Source organism: Pseudobacillus badius (assembly GCF_002189605.1).
GTDB lineage: Bacteria > Bacillota > Bacilli > Bacillales > Domibacillaceae > Pseudobacillus > Pseudobacillus badius.
The window spans coordinates 540,971-556,552 of the sequence record NZ_MWMM01000002.1 but is presented as its reverse complement, the minus strand read 5'-3'; the positions used below and the strand labels follow the sequence as shown (position 1 = coordinate 556,552).

Below are 15,582 nucleotides of genomic sequence, written 5' to 3'. Positions count from 1 at the left end.
TTTCTTTGCTTTTTTTTTTGAAACAGACATGCTACACTTACAGAAATACAGAAAAAGGAATGAAAACAGCCGTTGTTTTCATCCGAACAGAGACAATCAGGTGACTTATTATGAAGAAGAAAAAGTGGGATAGAAAAGGAAATATATTTATTTTTCCGGGAACTGGCCAAGCGCTTATTCAAAAAGGCAGAGCGGCGCTTGAAAAGAAGGAGTACGATATGGCGGCTTCTTTCTTATCGGAGGCGCTGGAGTATCCCCTTGCCGAGGAGGAAGATGTAAAGACGGCTCTTTTGCTGGCTTTGTATGAAAGCGGCCAGTATGAAAGGGCGTTGGCATTGTGCAGCGATATGCTGCATAAGGGCCTTGGAGAGTACTATGACGTCCTTGATATTTACGTGCTTATTTTAATGCAGCAAAAAGAGTATGAAGCGATCTTCTCTACATTATCGGCCCTGATGGAGGAGAAGCAGCTGCCGGAAGAAAAGCGCGACTATTTCGGGCGGCTGTTAGAACTGAGCCAGAAGATGATAGAGTCCCCGGAACCGCAGGGGAAACAGCTGTTTACCGGCAAAGAAACTTTGCGTGAGCAAACATTAAAATTAATGGAACTTGCCCAAGTGAATATCCGTCCCTATTATGATGAACTGACGGCAATGCTTGCACAAGAAACGGCTCATCCTTTTTTGCAAACGCTTGCCTTAAATGTCTTAAAGGAGCACGGGATCGATAAAGAGGTAACAGTAAAAAAGTTTTCTTTCAGCAGGACGGTCATTCCTGTCCAGTTAGCAGATGCGTTTGAACAAAACTACTTTCGGACAGTGATTCACTTTTTGGAAGAAGACCTGGCCGATAAGGATCCTGTCCAGCTTGAGCAGGCAAAAGAAATGGTCAAGCGCCATTTTTTCCTTCTGTATCCTTTTGAACCTGAGCAAATTTCGGCTGCAGGATGGGCGCAAGCCGTTCGTCTCCAGCTGCGGGTATATTATGAAGGAGCTGCCCTTCAAGCAGAAGAAGAGCTGGATAAGAATGTTGAAAAGAGCCTTCATTTTATGAAGGAATTAGATGAAATTTCTTCGCCGATCATGTAGGCTTTTGGTTGAAAGAGAAAAAACGTATGTTATAATGTAAAGGTCATAATGTGTCCTTTTTGTGTAAGAAAAATATACATAGGGCGGCCGAACAACTTATACTGTTCATGATGATCAATTTATAGATTTTTGGAGGGAACTTTATGTCTGCTAAATGGGAAAAACAAGAAGGGAACCAAGGAGTTCTAACAGTAGAAGTAGATGCAGAAACAGTCAGCAATGGCTTAGATGCTGCATTTAAAAAAGTAGTAAAAAACATTAACGTGCCTGGTTTCCGCAAAGGAAAAATGCCGCGTGCTTTATTTGAAAAGCGCTTCGGTGTAGAATCTCTTTATCAAGACGCACTGGATGTTATTCTTCCAGAAGCATATGGAAAAGCGGTTGAGGAAACAGGAATTGATCCTGTAGACCGTCCGGAAATCGATATTGAGCAAATGGAAAAAGGCAAAGAGCTTATTTTTAAAGCGACTGTAACAGTTAAGCCTGAAGTAAAGCTTGGCGAGTATAAAGGGCTTGAAGCGGAAAAATTAAGCACAGAAGTAACAGATGAAGATGTACAAGAAGAGCTTACTTCACTGCAAAAGCGTCATGCTGAGCTTGTTGTGAAGGAAGACGGCAAAGTAGAAGACGGCGACACAGTGGTTCTTGACTTTGAAGGCTCCGTTAATGGAGAGGTGTTCGAAGGCGGTACAGCTGAAAACTATTCTTTAGTCATCGGCTCTGGCACATTCATCCCTGGATTTGAAGAGCAATTGATCGGCATGGCAACTGGCGAAGAGAAAGACGTAGAAGTTTCTTTCCCTGAAGAGTATCATGCAGAAGAACTTGCAGGCAAACCAGCTGTATTCAAAGTGAAGCTTCATGAAATCAAAGCTCAGGAGCTTCCTGAACTGAATGATGACTTTGCGAAAGAAACAGATGAAGAAGCGGAAACACTTGATGAATTAAAAGCGCAAATCCGCACTCGTCTGGAAGAGCAAAAGAAAACAGCTGCAGAACAAACACTTCGTGACACGCTTGTAGAAAAGGCAGCAGCTAATGCGGAGATCGATGTACCGGAAGTTATGGTTGAGAATGAAATTGACCGCATGCTTCAAGAATTTACGCAAAACCTTTCTATGCAGGGAATGAACCTGGATCTATATTATCAATTCTCTGGCCAAAGCGAAGCAGACCTTCGCGGGCAAATGAAAGAAAATGCGGAAACTCGCGTACGCACAAGCTTAACGCTTGAAGCAATTGCAGAAGCAGAAGGCTTAGAAGCAACTGAAGAAGATACAGAACAAGAATTAAACAAAATGGCAGAGCAATTTAACCTGTCAGTAGAAGATATTAAAAAAGCATTAGGCAGCAACTTAGACGGCATGCAAGCTGACTTGAAAATCCGCAAAGCGGTTGAATTTCTTGTGGAAAACAGCAAAACTAGTGCATAATAGTAGATAAGATAGACAAGGCGCGAACTGCTCGTGCCTTGTTTTCTACCTACTTGTTTATTCATCATACATATCCAAAGGCTGTATAGAAATGAGGCATAGGCTGCTTATAGCCTGAATATTTGCTCCTTGACGAAGAGGGCATATAAAAATGTTTTAGTAATAGTCAGACTGACAGCACATTATATATACAAAAGACCTTTTGTTTTTTGAACCGAGCAAAATGTGGTAAAATGCAATACATACTTTTTTTACGAAAAGCCAACGGCGCTCGTCCAGCGGCAATCGGCAACTATTCTTCATCAGAGCGAGCCGCTTTTAAGCTCGAAAGGGGAAGGGTGTTTAGCTAAGGACCGCCAACGCTGGCAGCTGGACAAGCGATTAAATATTCATAAGGGGTGAAAGTCATTGTTCAAGTTTAATGATGAAAAAGGGCAGCTTAAATGTTCCTTCTGTGGGAAAACACAGGATCAAGTACGCAAACTTGTAGCGGGGCCCGGTGTATATATATGTGATGAGTGCATCGAACTTTGCACGGAAATAGTTGAGGAAGAGCTTGGCACAGAGGAAGAGGTAGAATTTAAAGACGTACCGAAGCCAATGGAAATCCGCGATATTCTAGATGATTATGTAATTGGCCAGGAGCGCGCTAAAAAGTCGCTTGCTGTTGCGGTTTATAACCATTACAAGCGCATCAATTCCAACAGCAAAGTGGATGATGTGGAATTAGCGAAGAGTAACATTTGTTTAATTGGCCCGACAGGAAGCGGAAAAACGCTTCTTGCCCAGACGCTTGCCCGTATTCTCGATGTGCCATTTGCTATTGCCGATGCTACTTCTTTAACAGAAGCAGGGTACGTGGGAGAAGACGTAGAAAACATTCTTCTTAAATTGATTCAAGCTGCTGATTACGATGTGGAAAAAGCCGAAAAAGGCATTATTTACATTGATGAAATTGATAAGGTAGCGCGTAAATCAGAAAATCCATCTATTACACGCGATGTATCTGGTGAAGGCGTACAGCAGGCTCTCTTGAAAATTCTAGAAGGAACAGTAGCAAGTGTTCCTCCGCAAGGCGGCCGTAAGCACCCTCATCAGGAATTTATTCAAATTGATACGACAAACATTCTCTTCATTTGCGGCGGAGCTTTTGATGGAGTAGAACAAATTATCAAACGCCGTCTTGGCCAAAAAGTTATTGGTTTTGGCATGGAGACGAAGCAGGAAGACGTGGAAACCGGTTCGTTATTATCCAAACTAGTGCCGGAAGACCTGCTTAAATTTGGACTCATTCCGGAATTTATCGGGCGCTTGCCAGTCATCGCCAGCCTTGAGCAACTGGATGAAGAAGCGCTCATCCAAATTTTAACGAAGCCGAAGAACGCGCTCGTTAAACAATATCAAAAAATGATGGAACTGGATGAAGTCAATCTTGAGTTTGAAGAAGAGGCTCTGCGCGAGATCGCGAAAAAAGCGATCGAACGGAAAACAGGTGCACGCGGACTCCGTTCCATTATTGAAAGTATTATGCTCGATGTGATGTATGATCTTCCTTCGCGCGAAGATATTAAAACGTGTGTGATAACGAAAGAAACCGTTCTTAACAACGCAGCGCCAAAGCTGCTTGGAGAAAACGGCCAAAAAATTGATCTGACGAAAACATCGGCGTAAGCAAGAAGACAGCCGGCGTCAGCATTCATGCCTGCGAAAGACGAAAAATATAAGAAATGCAAAAACAGGACAGCTTAAAATCATGCGGCTGTCCTGTTTTTCCGTCATCGCCAGAACTTCCAAGCGAATGGCTGTTTATGAGTATCAAAATGAGGCGATACTGGCAAATAAGACAACGGATGGTGAACCAAAAAGGCTGTTGGCTGCATAAAAAATGCCGACTTTGGCCTTTTCGAACGTTTAGCCGTCGATACACGTTTCACTTTGCTGGTATGGGAGGATACGATATGAATTGGACAGCAATTGCAATCGCGGGACAGCTGGTATTTGGCTTGATTATCAGTTTTTATTTTTTGACGATGCTGAAGAAGCAGCATACGAGCAGAATAACAATTGATAAGGAATCGAAAAAAGAAATGGAAGCGATGCGGAAGATGAGGGAAATTTCGCTGACGCAGCCGCTTGCCGAAAAGATCCGTCCGCAAAGCTTTTCGGACATTGTAGGCCAAGAAGAAGGAATCAAGGCCTTAAGAGCCGCTCTTTGCGGCACGCATCCGCAGCATGTGATTATCTATGGACCTCCGGGAGTAGGAAAAACAGCAGCAGCCCGTCTTGTGCTTGAAGAGGCGAAGAAAAACAAGCGCTCTCCTTTTTCTTCCTCTGCTGTATTTGTAGAACTGGATGCCACGACGGCCCGCTTTGATGAAAGAGGAATTGCTGACCCGCTTATTGGCTCGGTGCATGATCCCATTTACCAAGGTGCTGGCGCGATGGGGCAAGCTGGCATCCCCCAGCCGAAAAAAGGGGCAGTCAGCAACGCCCATGGCGGGATTTTATTTATTGATGAAATTGGGGAACTGCATTCTATCCAAATGAATAAGCTGCTGAAAGTGCTGGAAGATCGCAAAGTAATCCTTGAGAGTGTGTATTATAGCGAAGAAAACGAGGATATACCGAAACACATTCATGATATCTTCCAAAAAGGGTTGCCGGCAGATTTCCGGCTGATTGGCGCTACAACGAGGCAGCCAGAGGAAATTCCGGCCGCTATCCGCTCCCGCTGTCAAGAAGTGTATTTTAATGAATTGGATCATCATCATCTAAGAGACATTGCCGGAAAAGCAGCTAAAAAGGCGGGAATGACTTTGTCCGACACAGCACTAACCTTGATTGCCAAGCACACCCGCAACGGCCGCGAAGCTGTGAACCTTGTGCAAATGGCGGCTGGCACAGCGATGATGGAACAGCGCCAGGAAATATTAAATGAGGAAATAGAATGGGTCATCCAATCAAGCCGGCTGGCTCCGAAGTGGGAGCCGCAAATTCCTGAAAAATCGAGAGTCGGACTGGTGAATGGGCTGGCTGTTACTGGACCGAACAGCGGAGCGCTTCTTGGGATCGAAGCCGCTGTGCTTCCCGCAAAAGAGAAGGGAATGGTCACTGTCACAGGGATTGTGGAAGAGGAAACATTTAATCAGCCGGCAAAGTCAATGAAACGCAAGAGCATGGCAAAAGGTTCAGTAGAAAATGCTGTGACAGTGCTGAAGTCAATGGGTGTGCCGGTAGGGCAATTCGATATTTTCGTTAACTTTCCCGGCGGCATGCCAGTAGACGGGCCTTCTGCCGGGGCAGCGATCGCGTTGGCCATTTATTCAGCCATCTATGGTCATCCGGCTGACCGAACCGTGGCTATTACAGGAGAGATCAGCTTGCACGGCCATATAAAGCCGGTAGGAGGCGTTTTGCAGAAAGCTCTCGCAGCAAAGGAAGCAGGGGCCAAAAAAATTCTTTTTCCGACAGAAAATAAGACACTCCTTTTAGAGAAAGTAGAAGGAATAGAATTAATCCCGGTTTCTCATTTGAAAGAAGCCTTTGACCACTTTTTTGATAAGCAGGCGGAGCTTCAAGGTCTCGTTCAGCCGGGAAGCATAGTGCCGCAAGAAAAAAAATCCATATAGCCAAAGGAAGGCTGCCTTAAAGAGTGGCGATTTTTCACTTTTGAGGCAGCCCCGTTGTTTGTTTTCCGCCGCTAAGAGGAATAGGTACAAAGACAGGGAAACGATAGCCTGTTCAAAAATGGACACTCCTATTTAAATAAGATAAGATTGTACAAAACACCTATTTTGCGGCAGAAAGCGAAAAAGAGAGAACAGGCGGAGAGTTCGCCTAATGTTTGAAGTGATGGAGGTTATGTTTATGAGTAATCAAACTGTTCACACTGTGCCCCTCCTGCCACTGCGGGGATTGTTAGTGTATCCTACCATGGTGCTGCATTTGGACGTCGGACGCGACCGTTCAATTGAGGCATTGGAGCAAGCAATGCTGGACAACCATTTAATTTTTTTATCAACGCAAAAAGATTCAAATATAGACGATCCTTTGCAGGAGGATTTATTTGAAACAGGAACGTTAACGAAAGTAAAGCAAATGCTGAAGCTGCCAAATGGAACGATCCGCGTGCTCGTCGAGGGACTGAACCGGGCCGTGCTGAAGCAGCTTGATGATAAGGAAACCTTTTATTTAGCGACAGTGGAAGTGCAGGAGGACGATACGGTCAAAGATTTAGAAGCAGAAGCGCTGATGCGCACGCTTTTAGAGTATTTTGAACAGTATATCAAGCTGTCCAAGAAGGTTTCATCTGAAACTTATTCCACGGTAGCAGATATTGATGAGCCGGGAAGGCTGGCTGATATCATTGCTTCTCACCTGCCGATTAAAATGAAAGATAAGCAGGAGATTTTAGAAACCTTTGATATTAAAGATCGTCTGAACCGCATCATTGATTTATTAAACAATGAAAAGCAAGTATTAAATTTGGAAAAGAAAATCGGCCAGCGTGTAAAAACATCGATGGAGCGCACACAGAAAGAATACTTTTTGCGCGAACAAATGAAGGCCATTCAGCAGGAGCTGGGCGAAAAGGAAGGAAAGACCGGTGAGGTTGAGGAGCTTCTCAAGCGAATTGAAGAAGCGGGCATGCCTGAACAAGTGAAAAAGACGGCATTGAAAGAATTAAATCGCTTTGAAAAAATTCCTTCCAGCGCCGCAGAAAGCGCAGTCATCCGCAATTATCTTGAATGGCTTGTCACGCTTCCATGGACGAACGCGACCAAAGATGACTTGAACATTAAAAAAGCAGAGGCGATCTTGAATCGCGACCATTACGGATTGGAAAAAGTAAAAGAGCGTGTGCTTGAATATTTAGCAGTCCAGCAGCTGACTGAATCACTGAAAGGTCCGATTTTATGTCTTGCCGGACCTCCAGGGGTTGGGAAAACATCGCTGGCACGTTCTATCGCTGAATCGCTTGGCAGGAATTTCGTTCGGATTTCTCTCGGCGGCGTGCGTGATGAATCAGAGATTCGCGGACACCGGCGCACCTATGTCGGCGCAATGCCGGGACGGATTATTCAAGGGATGAAAAAAGCAGGAACGGTGAACCCCGTCTTTTTGCTTGACGAGATTGACAAAATGTCCAGTGATTTCAGGGGAGATCCATCTTCAGCTATGCTGGAAGTGCTCGACCCGGAGCAAAATTTTAATTTCAGCGATCATTATATTGAAGAAACATACGACTTGTCGAAGGTAATGTTTATTGCAACAGCTAATGATTTAGCCACCATTCCAGGTCCTCTGCGCGATCGTATGGAAATTATTACAATTGCCGGCTATACAGAGCTGGAGAAGATTCATATTGCTAAATCTCATTTGCTGCCGAAGCAAGTGAAGGAGCATGGGCTGACAAAATCGCAGCTTCAAGTAAGAGACGATGCCATTCAGGATATTGTCCGTTATTATACACGGGAAGCTGGCGTGCGCAGTCTTGAACGACAACTGGCAGCTGTTTGCCGGAAGACGGCCAAAATGATCGTTTCTGCAGAGAAGAAGCGCGTAGTGATCACAAGCAAGAACCTGCAAGAGTTTTTAGGCAAGCGCATTTTCCGCTATGGACAAGCGGAAACAGTGGATCAGGTCGGAGTGGCGAACGGTCTTGCGTATACAGCTTCAGGCGGAGACACACTGCAAATCGAAGTGTCGCTGTCGCCGGGGAAAGGCAAGCTGATTTTAACAGGGAAGCTTGGAGATGTGATGAAAGAATCTGCTCAGGCTGCTTTCAGTTATGTCCGGTCTAAGACGGCAGAATTAGATATTGAATCAGATTTCCACGAAAAATATGATATCCATATTCATGTACCGGAAGGCGCTGTGCCGAAAGACGGGCCATCTGCCGGCATTACCATGGCTACTGCTTTGGTGTCAGCACTGACAGCCCGTCCGATTCGCCGGGAAGTCGGGATGACGGGAGAGATCACTCTTCGCGGCCGTGTGCTGCCAATCGGCGGCGTGAAGGAAAAATCACTCGGCGCCCATCGAGCAGGGCTCAAAACGATTATTTTACCAGAGGATAATGAAAAAGATATTGAAGATGTTCCAGAAAGCGTGCGCAACGATTTAACATTTATTCTTGCTTCTCATATGGATGATGTATTAAAAGTAGCGCTGACAGGTGATAATTATGAAGGTTAATCAAGTAGAACTCGTTATTAGCGCGGTCAAACCGGCGCAATATCCGGAAGATTCTCTTCCGGAATTTGCGCTGGCCGGCCGCTCCAATGTTGGAAAATCATCTTTTATTAATAAAATGATCCATCGCAAAAGCATGGCTCGCATCTCTTCCAAGCCGGGCAAGACGCAGACGCTTAATTTTTATAAAATTGAAGAAGCCCTTTATTTTGTGGATGTACCCGGTTATGGCTTTGCGAAAGTGTCCAAAAAAGAACGTGAATCTTGGGGCAAAATGATCGAAACGTATTTAACGACCAGAGAACAGCTGCGAGCGTGTGTGCTGATCGTTGACCTAAGACACCCTCCTACGGAAGATGATGTTATGATGTACCACTTTTTAAAGCATTACAACATTCCGGTCATTGTCGTTGCCACTAAAGCGGATAAGATACCGAAAGGCAAATGGCAGAAGCACTTAAAAGTAGTGAAAGAAAAACTTGAATTCAACCCGGCAGATGACATTGTTGTTTTCTCTTCCGAAACAGGGCAAGGAAAAGACGAAGCCTGGGGAGTTATTCGCAAAAGAATGAAATAGAGGAGGATGGCTGGCCAGCTGATTAAAAAGCTGGTGATCCAATTATAGGACGGGGACCGGTGCGGCATCGGTCCCATGTCGGTTGGCTGCAAGTATAGTAACTTAGAAGTATGCTAGACGTTCCTATATGTCCATTCATCAAAAACGGCCTCTTTCTCGTTAGATCTGCTCTAGCGAGAAAGAGGCCGTTTTTTTATTTATCACTGCTTTACCCATTTGACATATAGAAGATGTAAAATCTGCTTCTGATAACGTTTGAAAATGACGTAAACAGCAAGGTAAAAAGACCCGATAAACAAGATCATGTTGATTAGCATGCCGATGATGAATGTGCGCCCGACTGAGAACCCTGCCGCAGCAGTTGCCTGCCAGGAAGCAGCCTCCTCCACGGCACTTTCAATCATTTCGCCAAGTTCATAAGGATACACAAACTGTCCTGTGACCAAGTTTAAGTAAAAAAGAAAAGGGAAAATGCCCATTAAAGACACTCCGCCTAAAAAGGCAGCGACCGTATTTCCCCTAAAGAGCTTCGCAAAAGCAATAGAGATTAATAACCCCATCCCGAAAGAGGGAACAAAGTTAATGGAAGCCCCCAAAGCAAAGCCGATAGAAATGCTATGGGCGCTGCTGCGAATTCTAAAAAATTTTAACAGCATATATTTAAATTGTCGGCTCAATTTCTTTATCATAACAATCGCTCACTTTATTTCTTTTTGACAAACAGCAAATACCCGCCAAAGGCAATTAAAATGACAGGCCAAAACTGCCAAAGGGAAAGAGCCCGGTTTTCAAGCAGGCCGAGCCATTCGATTACTTTGTCATAAAACAGCGTAATCATGGCAAGAATAAGAAACAGCAACCCTTGAAACAGGCCGTTTCTCGTTTTTTGATACTGAAGCAGGAAGCCTAATGCAATGATGAGAATAAAGACCCCGGTATCGTTGGACCAAAAGCCGAAATGGTTGACTACATGAAAGTGAATGCCGAATCCAGTGAGAATAACACCGGGCAAGATACTGTTGCCTTCCCGGCCGCTGTAGGCATCTGCCAAAAAGGCAAAGCCGATAACAATGAAAAGCGTTGGCCAGCTTAGGAAGGGCTGAAACCAGACGATAGCAGCTTGCTGCAAGAAGAAATATAAACCAAATCCGATTAAAATAATTCCCGGAAAAATTCGCTGCTGCCTCATAAAATAGTTTCCCCGCTTTCTATATTCCTAACTTGAATCTTAGTTCCTATTTTGATACGCTAACTAGTGGGTTTAAACAGGTTTATCGTTTTTAATGTTAGCATATGTTCACAATTTGTGAATAAGGAAAATTTGTTCCGTGTTATAATGAATGTAACAGATTTTTTATGGGGGTGCTGAGAACGTGCATATTATTGTGGTGGGACTAAACTACAAAACAGCCCCAGTGGAGATACGTGAACGATTATCTTTTCAGGACACGGACTTGGAAAAAGCCATGTCAGAGCTCCGTAAGCAAAAAAGCATTTTGGAAAATGTGATTCTTTCCACTTGCAACCGGACAGAAATTTATGCGGTCGTCGATCAGCTCCATACAGGGCGTTATTATATTAAAAACTTTTTAGCTGAATGGTTTGGAATGGAAAAGGAAGAGTTCACCCCTTTTCTATTTATTCATGAACAGGAAGCGGCCGTTGAGCACTTATTAAAGGTGACAAGCGGTTTAAATTCGATGGTGCTGGGCGAAACACAAATTTTGGGACAAGTACGTTCAAGCTTTTTAAGAAGCCAGGAACTCGGGGCTACAGGCACCGTGTTTAACCATTTATTTAAGCAAGCTGTCACATTGGCTAAGAAAGCGCATGCGGAAACAGAAATTGGAGCCAATGCAGTGTCTGTCAGCTATGCCGCTGTGGAGCTCGCCAAGAAGATTTTCGGGAATCTTGCCGGCAAGCACGTTCTCGTTGTCGGTGCAGGAAAAATGGGGGAACTGGCGATCCAGAACCTTCATAGCAGCGGGGCAACAAAGGTGACAGTCGTCAACCGGACGTTTGAAAAAGCGGAGGTGCTTGCCGAGAAATTTGACGGCCATGCCAAAACATTGGCTGAACTGCAATGCGCTCTCGTAGAAGCGGACATTTTAATCAGCTCTACAGGTTCAAACGATTACGTCATCACAAAAGAAAGAATGGCAGTCGTTGAAAAAATGCGCAAAGGAAAACCGTTGTTTATGGTTGATATTGCTGTGCCGCGCGATCTCGATCCAGCGATTTCCGATTTGGAAAGTGTGTTTCTGTATGACATTGACGACTTAGAAGGCATTGTAGAAGCGAATTTGGCCGAACGTCAGAAAGCTGCAGAAAAAATTGAACTGATGATTGAAGCAGAGATTGTCGCTTTTAACGAGTGGATCAACATGCTTGGCGTGGTTCCGGTGATTTCTGCTCTGCGTCAAAAAGCACTTGCTATTCAAGCGGAAACGATGGTCAGCATTGAGCGGAAAATGCCTAACTTAACGGACCGTGAACGAAAAGTATTGAATAAGCATACAAAAAGTATTATCAATCAGCTGTTGAAGGATCCGATTTTACAGGCGAAAGAACTCGCTGGCGATAAACGCTCGGCTGAAAAGCTGGCTTTGTTTACACAAATTTTTAATATTGAAGAAGAAGTGAAAGCAGAGAAGCAGCTGAAAACAGCAGAACGTCCGATCCAGCAAGTTCAGACAAAGCCATTATTCCAAGTGTAAGCGGGGTTACTTGATGTTTGAACAAGGAATGGCCAGGCTCCACGAATTGATGGTAATTTTATATGCGCTCAGCGTTATGCTGTATTTTATCGACTTTTTAAATCAGAACCGGAAGGCGAATCAAGTCGCCTTCTGGACTTTATCGATTGTTTGGGTTCTTCAAACAATTTTTTTGTTTTTATATGTGTTCAAGACCGGCCGGTTTCCGGTTCTCACCCTTTTTGAAGGGCTTTATTTTTATGCTTGGATTTTAATTACACTGTCATTGGTCATTAACCGGCTGCTGCGAATGGATTTTACAGTTTTCTTCACCAACATCATCGGCTTTGCGATTATGGCGATACACACCTTTGCGCCCGTACAAATGGAATCGCAGGCGATGGCGGAACGGCTTGTTTCTGAACTGCTGCTCATTCATATTACGATGGCGATTTTGTCGTATGCAGCATTCTCTCTTTCTTTTATTTTTTCAGCACTCTATTTGCTGCAGTATCGGCTGCTGAAAATGAAGAAATGGAGCCAGCGTCTATGGCGCCTTGGTGATCTGGAGCAACTGACGAAATTCTCGTATGTATCAAATGCAGTCGGCGTGCCGATGCTGTTGCTAAGCTTAATTCTTGGGGTGATCTGGAAGTTTATTAAACTTCCGGATGTCAGCTGGTATGACGCTAAAATTATCACATCTTTTATTCTGTTGATTATTTACGGCATTTATCTTTACTTGAAAGTTCGCAAGGGGCTTTATGGCAAATCATTGGCATTGTTAAATGCTGCTGCCTTTTTAATTATTTTAATTAACTTTTTCTTGGTGAGCCGATTTTCATCGTTTCACTTTTGGTACACTTAAAAGCAAAGCAGGAGGATATTATGCGAAAAATTATTGTCGGCTCCCGCCGAAGCAAATTGGCTTTAACACAAACCAACTGGGTGATCAGCCAATTGAAAAAGCTCAAGCCAGAGTATGATTTTGAAGTCAAGGAGATTGTCACAAAAGGCGACCGCATTTTGGATGTTACGCTGTCTAAAGTAGGCGGAAAAGGCTTGTTTGTGAAAGAAATTGAACAGGCAATGTATGATAAAGAAATCGATATGGCTGTCCACAGCATGAAAGACATGCCTGCTGAGCTGCCAGAAGGGTTAACGATCGGCTGTATCCCTGTGCGGGAAGATCATCGTGATGCGTTTATTTCTAAAAACCATGTAAAACTCAAGGATATGCCAGCCGGATCAGTTGTCGGCACAAGCAGTCTGCGCCGCAGCGCCCAAATTTTAGCTGTTCGCCCGGATCTGGAGATTAAATGGATTCGCGGCAACATTGATACGCGGCTTGCAAAACTGGAGACTGAAGAATACGATGCAATTATTTTGGCTGCTGCCGGATTATCACGCATGGGCTGGGCTTCTGACGTTGTCACAGAGTTTTTGGAGCCGGAGCTTTGTTTGCCGGCAGTAGGCCAGGGAGCGCTTGCTATTGAATGCCGGGAGGACGATGAAGAGCTGCTTGAATTGCTTGCTGCTTTTTCCAACGAGGAAACGGTGAAAACGGTAACGGCAGAGCGGGCTTTTCTTCATCAAATGGAAGGCGGCTGCCAAGTGCCTATCGCCGGATTCGCTGCAGCGGACGGAGAAGAAACGGTACTGACTGCTCTCGTTGCTTCACCGGATGGAAAAACGATTTATAAAGAAACTGTAAGAGGCACAGAGCCGAAAGCTGTAGGTGTGAAAGCAGCAGCATTGCTTTCAGAGCGCGGCGCAAAAGAATTAATTGAGACGGTGAAAGCGGAGCTGGATGGACAATGACGTCCAGCCAGCCGCTTTCAGGCAAGCATATAGTAGTGACCCGTCCAAGAGGACAAGCAGCCTCATTTATTGATAAAATAGAAGCAGCTGGAGGAATGGTCCATTTCGTTCCCATGCTTGCGTTTCGTTCCTTTTCTGACGGGCAGGAAACGAAAAGGCTGCAGCAATTGCCTACATACGACTGGATTATTGTAACGAGTAAAAACGGTGTCGATTTCTTTTTTCAGCAGTTGAAGGAAAAAGGGATCGACTACAACACTGTCATAAAAAGCCGCTTTGCAGCCATCGGCACGAAAACGGCAGAGGTGCTGCAAAGCTATGGATTTCATGCGGAGTATATTCCGGAAAAGTTCTCTGCTGATCAGTTTGCGGAGGAAATCAGCCGCGGTCATTTCAAGGCGGAGAAGGTATTAATTCCTAAGGGGAATCTTGCCAGAACAGCGATTGCTGATGCTTTGAGAGCAAAAGGAATGATGGCGGATGAATGGATAGTATACGAAACCTATTTTCCTGAAGAGGAAAAACGGCACGTAATGGATTTATTGACATCCAATCAGACAGACGTCCTTACCTTTACGAGCCCTTCAGCTGTCCGTCACTTCATGAAAGCGGCAGAAGAAGCGAATATTCATACATTACAGGACTCTGTTGTAGCCTGTATTGGTCCTGTAACGAAAAAAGAAGCGGACCGTTTTGGCCTTCATACCCAGATTTGCCCGGAGGTTTATACGAGCGAATCGCTGGCAGAGGCGATTGCCCGCTATTTCAGAAAGGAAGAAGACTAATGGAACTGCAATTTAAACGTCATCGCCGCCTGCGTCAATCTGCTAATATGCGCGCGCTTGTGCGGGAAACTTATCTTCACAAGGAAGACTTTATTTATCCGTTGTTTATTGTAGAAGGGGAAAATATTAAAAATGAAGTGCCTTCTATGCCAGGTGTCTTTCACTTATCAATGGACCGCTTAAAAGCAGAAATGGATGAAATTGTCTCACTTGGTTTAAAGTCGGTCATTTTATTTGGCGTGCCGGCTGATAAAGATGCTGAAGGAACGGGCGCTTATCATAATCACGGCATTGTGCAGCAAGCGACCCGCTTTATTAAAGACCATTATCCGGAAATGATCGTTGTTGCTGATACCTGTTTGTGCGAGTATACCGACCACGGCCATTGTGGGGTTGTAGAAGGCAGCAAGGTGCTGAATGATCCATCATTGAACTTGCTGGTTCAAACAGCGGTGAGCCAAGCAGAAGCAGGCGCTGATATTATCGCTCCATCTAACATGATGGACGGATTTGTTACTGCGATCCGCCACGGATTGGATGAAGCCGGCTTTACAGATGTGCCGATCATGTCCTATGCAGTGAAGTATTCTTCCAGCTTTTACGGGCCTTTCCGTGACGCAGCAGAATCCACTCCGCAGTTCGGTGATCGCAAAACGTATCAGATGGACCCTGCGAACCGGCTGGAAGCCTTCCGTGAGGCGGAGTCTGATGTGGAAGAAGGAGCAGATTTCCTTATTGTGAAACCAGCACTTTCTTATTTAGATATTGTCCGTGATATGAGAAATGAATTTACATTGCCGATTGTGGCTTATAACGTAAGCGGCGAATATTCCATGGTGAAAGCAGCAGCCCAAAATGGCTGGATCGACGAAAAGGCCATTGTTATGGAAAAGCTGATCAGCATGAAACGGGCAGGAGCGGACTTAATTATTACGTATTTTGCTAAAGATGCAGCCCGCTGGCTGAGTGAAAAATAAGGAGGTCTTT

At 44.6% G+C, this 15,582-nt stretch carries 13 protein-coding genes; 11 read left to right on the top strand and 2 right to left on the bottom strand.

All coding sequences use genetic code 11. From position 1 onward, the window contains the following. The first annotated feature begins 110 nt into the window (after positions 1-110). The 6 genes from B1A98_RS05905 (at position 111) to yihA (ending at position 9,293) form a co-directional block, all read left to right on the top strand. Complete coding sequence (locus B1A98_RS05905; protein ID WP_063385440.1) at positions 111-1,088, top strand: tetratricopeptide repeat protein; 978 nt, start codon at positions 111-113, stop codon at positions 1,086-1,088. 143 nt (positions 1,089-1,231) lie between these two features. Then, positions 1,232-2,521 carry a trigger factor gene (gene tig, locus B1A98_RS05900; RefSeq protein WP_041097569.1) on the top strand — a complete coding sequence of 430 codons (1,290 nt, stop codon included), beginning with the start codon at positions 1,232-1,234 and terminating at the stop codon, positions 2,519-2,521. 408 nt (positions 2,522-2,929) lie between these two features. After that, entirely contained in the window at positions 2,930-4,192 is a 1,263-nt protein-coding gene (clpX, locus tag B1A98_RS05895; RefSeq protein WP_041097566.1) for an ATP-dependent protease ATP-binding subunit ClpX, read from the top strand. Between the two features lie 287 nt (positions 4,193-4,479). After that, complete coding sequence (gene lonB, locus B1A98_RS05890; RefSeq protein WP_063385441.1) at positions 4,480-6,150, top strand: ATP-dependent protease LonB; 1,671 nt, start codon at positions 4,480-4,482, stop codon at positions 6,148-6,150. Positions 6,151-6,388: 238 nt separating this feature from the next. Beyond that, on the top strand, positions 6,389-8,719 hold the full coding sequence (gene lon, locus B1A98_RS05885; protein WP_063385840.1) for an endopeptidase La: 2,331 nt from the start codon (positions 6,389-6,391) through the stop codon (positions 8,717-8,719). Next, positions 8,709-9,293 carry a ribosome biogenesis GTP-binding protein YihA/YsxC gene (gene yihA, locus B1A98_RS05880; protein ID WP_063385442.1) on the top strand — a complete coding sequence of 195 codons (585 nt, stop codon included), beginning with the start codon at positions 8,709-8,711 and terminating at the stop codon, positions 9,291-9,293. The genes lon and yihA overlap by 11 nt, the downstream gene beginning before the upstream one ends. A 200-nt stretch (positions 9,294-9,493) precedes the next feature. On the opposite strand, the gene B1A98_RS05875 is transcribed toward yihA, so the two are convergent. After that, on the bottom strand, positions 9,494-9,982 hold the full coding sequence (locus tag B1A98_RS05875; protein WP_041097560.1) for a DUF2062 domain-containing protein: 489 nt from the start codon (positions 9,980-9,982) through the stop codon (positions 9,494-9,496). 14 nt (positions 9,983-9,996) lie between these two features. Then, entirely contained in the window at positions 9,997-10,482 is a 486-nt protein-coding gene (locus B1A98_RS05870; RefSeq protein ID WP_041097558.1) for a LiaI-LiaF-like domain-containing protein, read from the bottom strand. 184 nt (positions 10,483-10,666) lie between these two features. On the opposite strand from B1A98_RS05870, the gene hemA reads away from it, so the two are divergent. Genes hemA through hemB form a run of 5 tightly spaced genes read left to right on the top strand, consistent with a single transcriptional unit; the run spans position 10,667 to position 15,572 of the window. Continuing rightward, positions 10,667-12,010: a glutamyl-tRNA reductase gene (gene hemA / locus B1A98_RS05865; protein WP_063385443.1), complete on the top strand. Its 1,344-nt coding sequence runs from the start codon at positions 10,667-10,669 to the stop codon at positions 12,008-12,010. Between the two features lie 13 nt (positions 12,011-12,023). After that, complete coding sequence (locus B1A98_RS05860; RefSeq protein WP_041097554.1) at positions 12,024-12,857, top strand: cytochrome C assembly family protein; 834 nt, start codon at positions 12,024-12,026, stop codon at positions 12,855-12,857. A gap of 20 nt (positions 12,858-12,877) precedes the next feature. Next, positions 12,878-13,810 (top strand): hydroxymethylbilane synthase, encoded by a 933-nt coding sequence (hemC, locus tag B1A98_RS05855; RefSeq protein ID WP_063385444.1) that lies wholly within the window; start codon positions 12,878-12,880, stop codon positions 13,808-13,810. After that, entirely contained in the window at positions 13,807-14,595 is a 789-nt protein-coding gene (locus B1A98_RS05850; protein ID WP_063385445.1) for a uroporphyrinogen-III synthase, read from the top strand. Before hemC ends, B1A98_RS05850 begins: the two co-directional genes overlap by 4 nt. Beyond that, positions 14,595-15,572 (top strand): porphobilinogen synthase, encoded by a 978-nt coding sequence (gene hemB / locus B1A98_RS05845; protein WP_063385446.1) that lies wholly within the window; start codon positions 14,595-14,597, stop codon positions 15,570-15,572. Before B1A98_RS05850 ends, hemB begins: the two co-directional genes overlap by 1 nt. Positions 15,573-15,582: the final 10 nt, after the last annotated feature.

Bases quoted from the DNA above. Each gene is read 5' to 3' on its own strand.
- B1A98_RS05905 (WP_063385440.1), top strand. From the start codon at position 111: ATGAAGAAGAAAAAGTGGGATAGAAAAGGAAATATATTTATTTTTCCG.
- tig (WP_041097569.1), top strand. From the start codon at position 1,232: ATGTCTGCTAAATGGGAAAAACAAGAAGGGAACCAAGGAGTTCTAACA.
- lonB (WP_063385441.1), top strand. From the start codon at position 4,480: ATGAATTGGACAGCAATTGCAATCGCGGGACAGCTGGTATTTGGCTTG.
- lon (WP_063385840.1), top strand. From the start codon at position 6,389: ATGAGTAATCAAACTGTTCACACTGTGCCCCTCCTGCCACTGCGGGGA.
- yihA (WP_063385442.1), top strand. From the start codon at position 8,709: ATGAAGGTTAATCAAGTAGAACTCGTTATTAGCGCGGTCAAACCGGCG.
- B1A98_RS05875 (WP_041097560.1), bottom strand. From the start codon at position 9,982: ATGATAAAGAAATTGAGCCGACAATTTAAATATATGCTGTTAAAATTT.
- B1A98_RS05870 (WP_041097558.1), bottom strand. From the start codon at position 10,482: ATGAGGCAGCAGCGAATTTTTCCGGGAATTATTTTAATCGGATTTGGT.
- B1A98_RS05860 (WP_041097554.1), top strand. From the start codon at position 12,024: ATGTTTGAACAAGGAATGGCCAGGCTCCACGAATTGATGGTAATTTTA.
- hemC (WP_063385444.1), top strand. From the start codon at position 12,878: ATGCGAAAAATTATTGTCGGCTCCCGCCGAAGCAAATTGGCTTTAACA.
- B1A98_RS05850 (WP_063385445.1), top strand. From the start codon at position 13,807: ATGACGTCCAGCCAGCCGCTTTCAGGCAAGCATATAGTAGTGACCCGT.
- hemB (WP_063385446.1), top strand. From the start codon at position 14,595: ATGGAACTGCAATTTAAACGTCATCGCCGCCTGCGTCAATCTGCTAAT.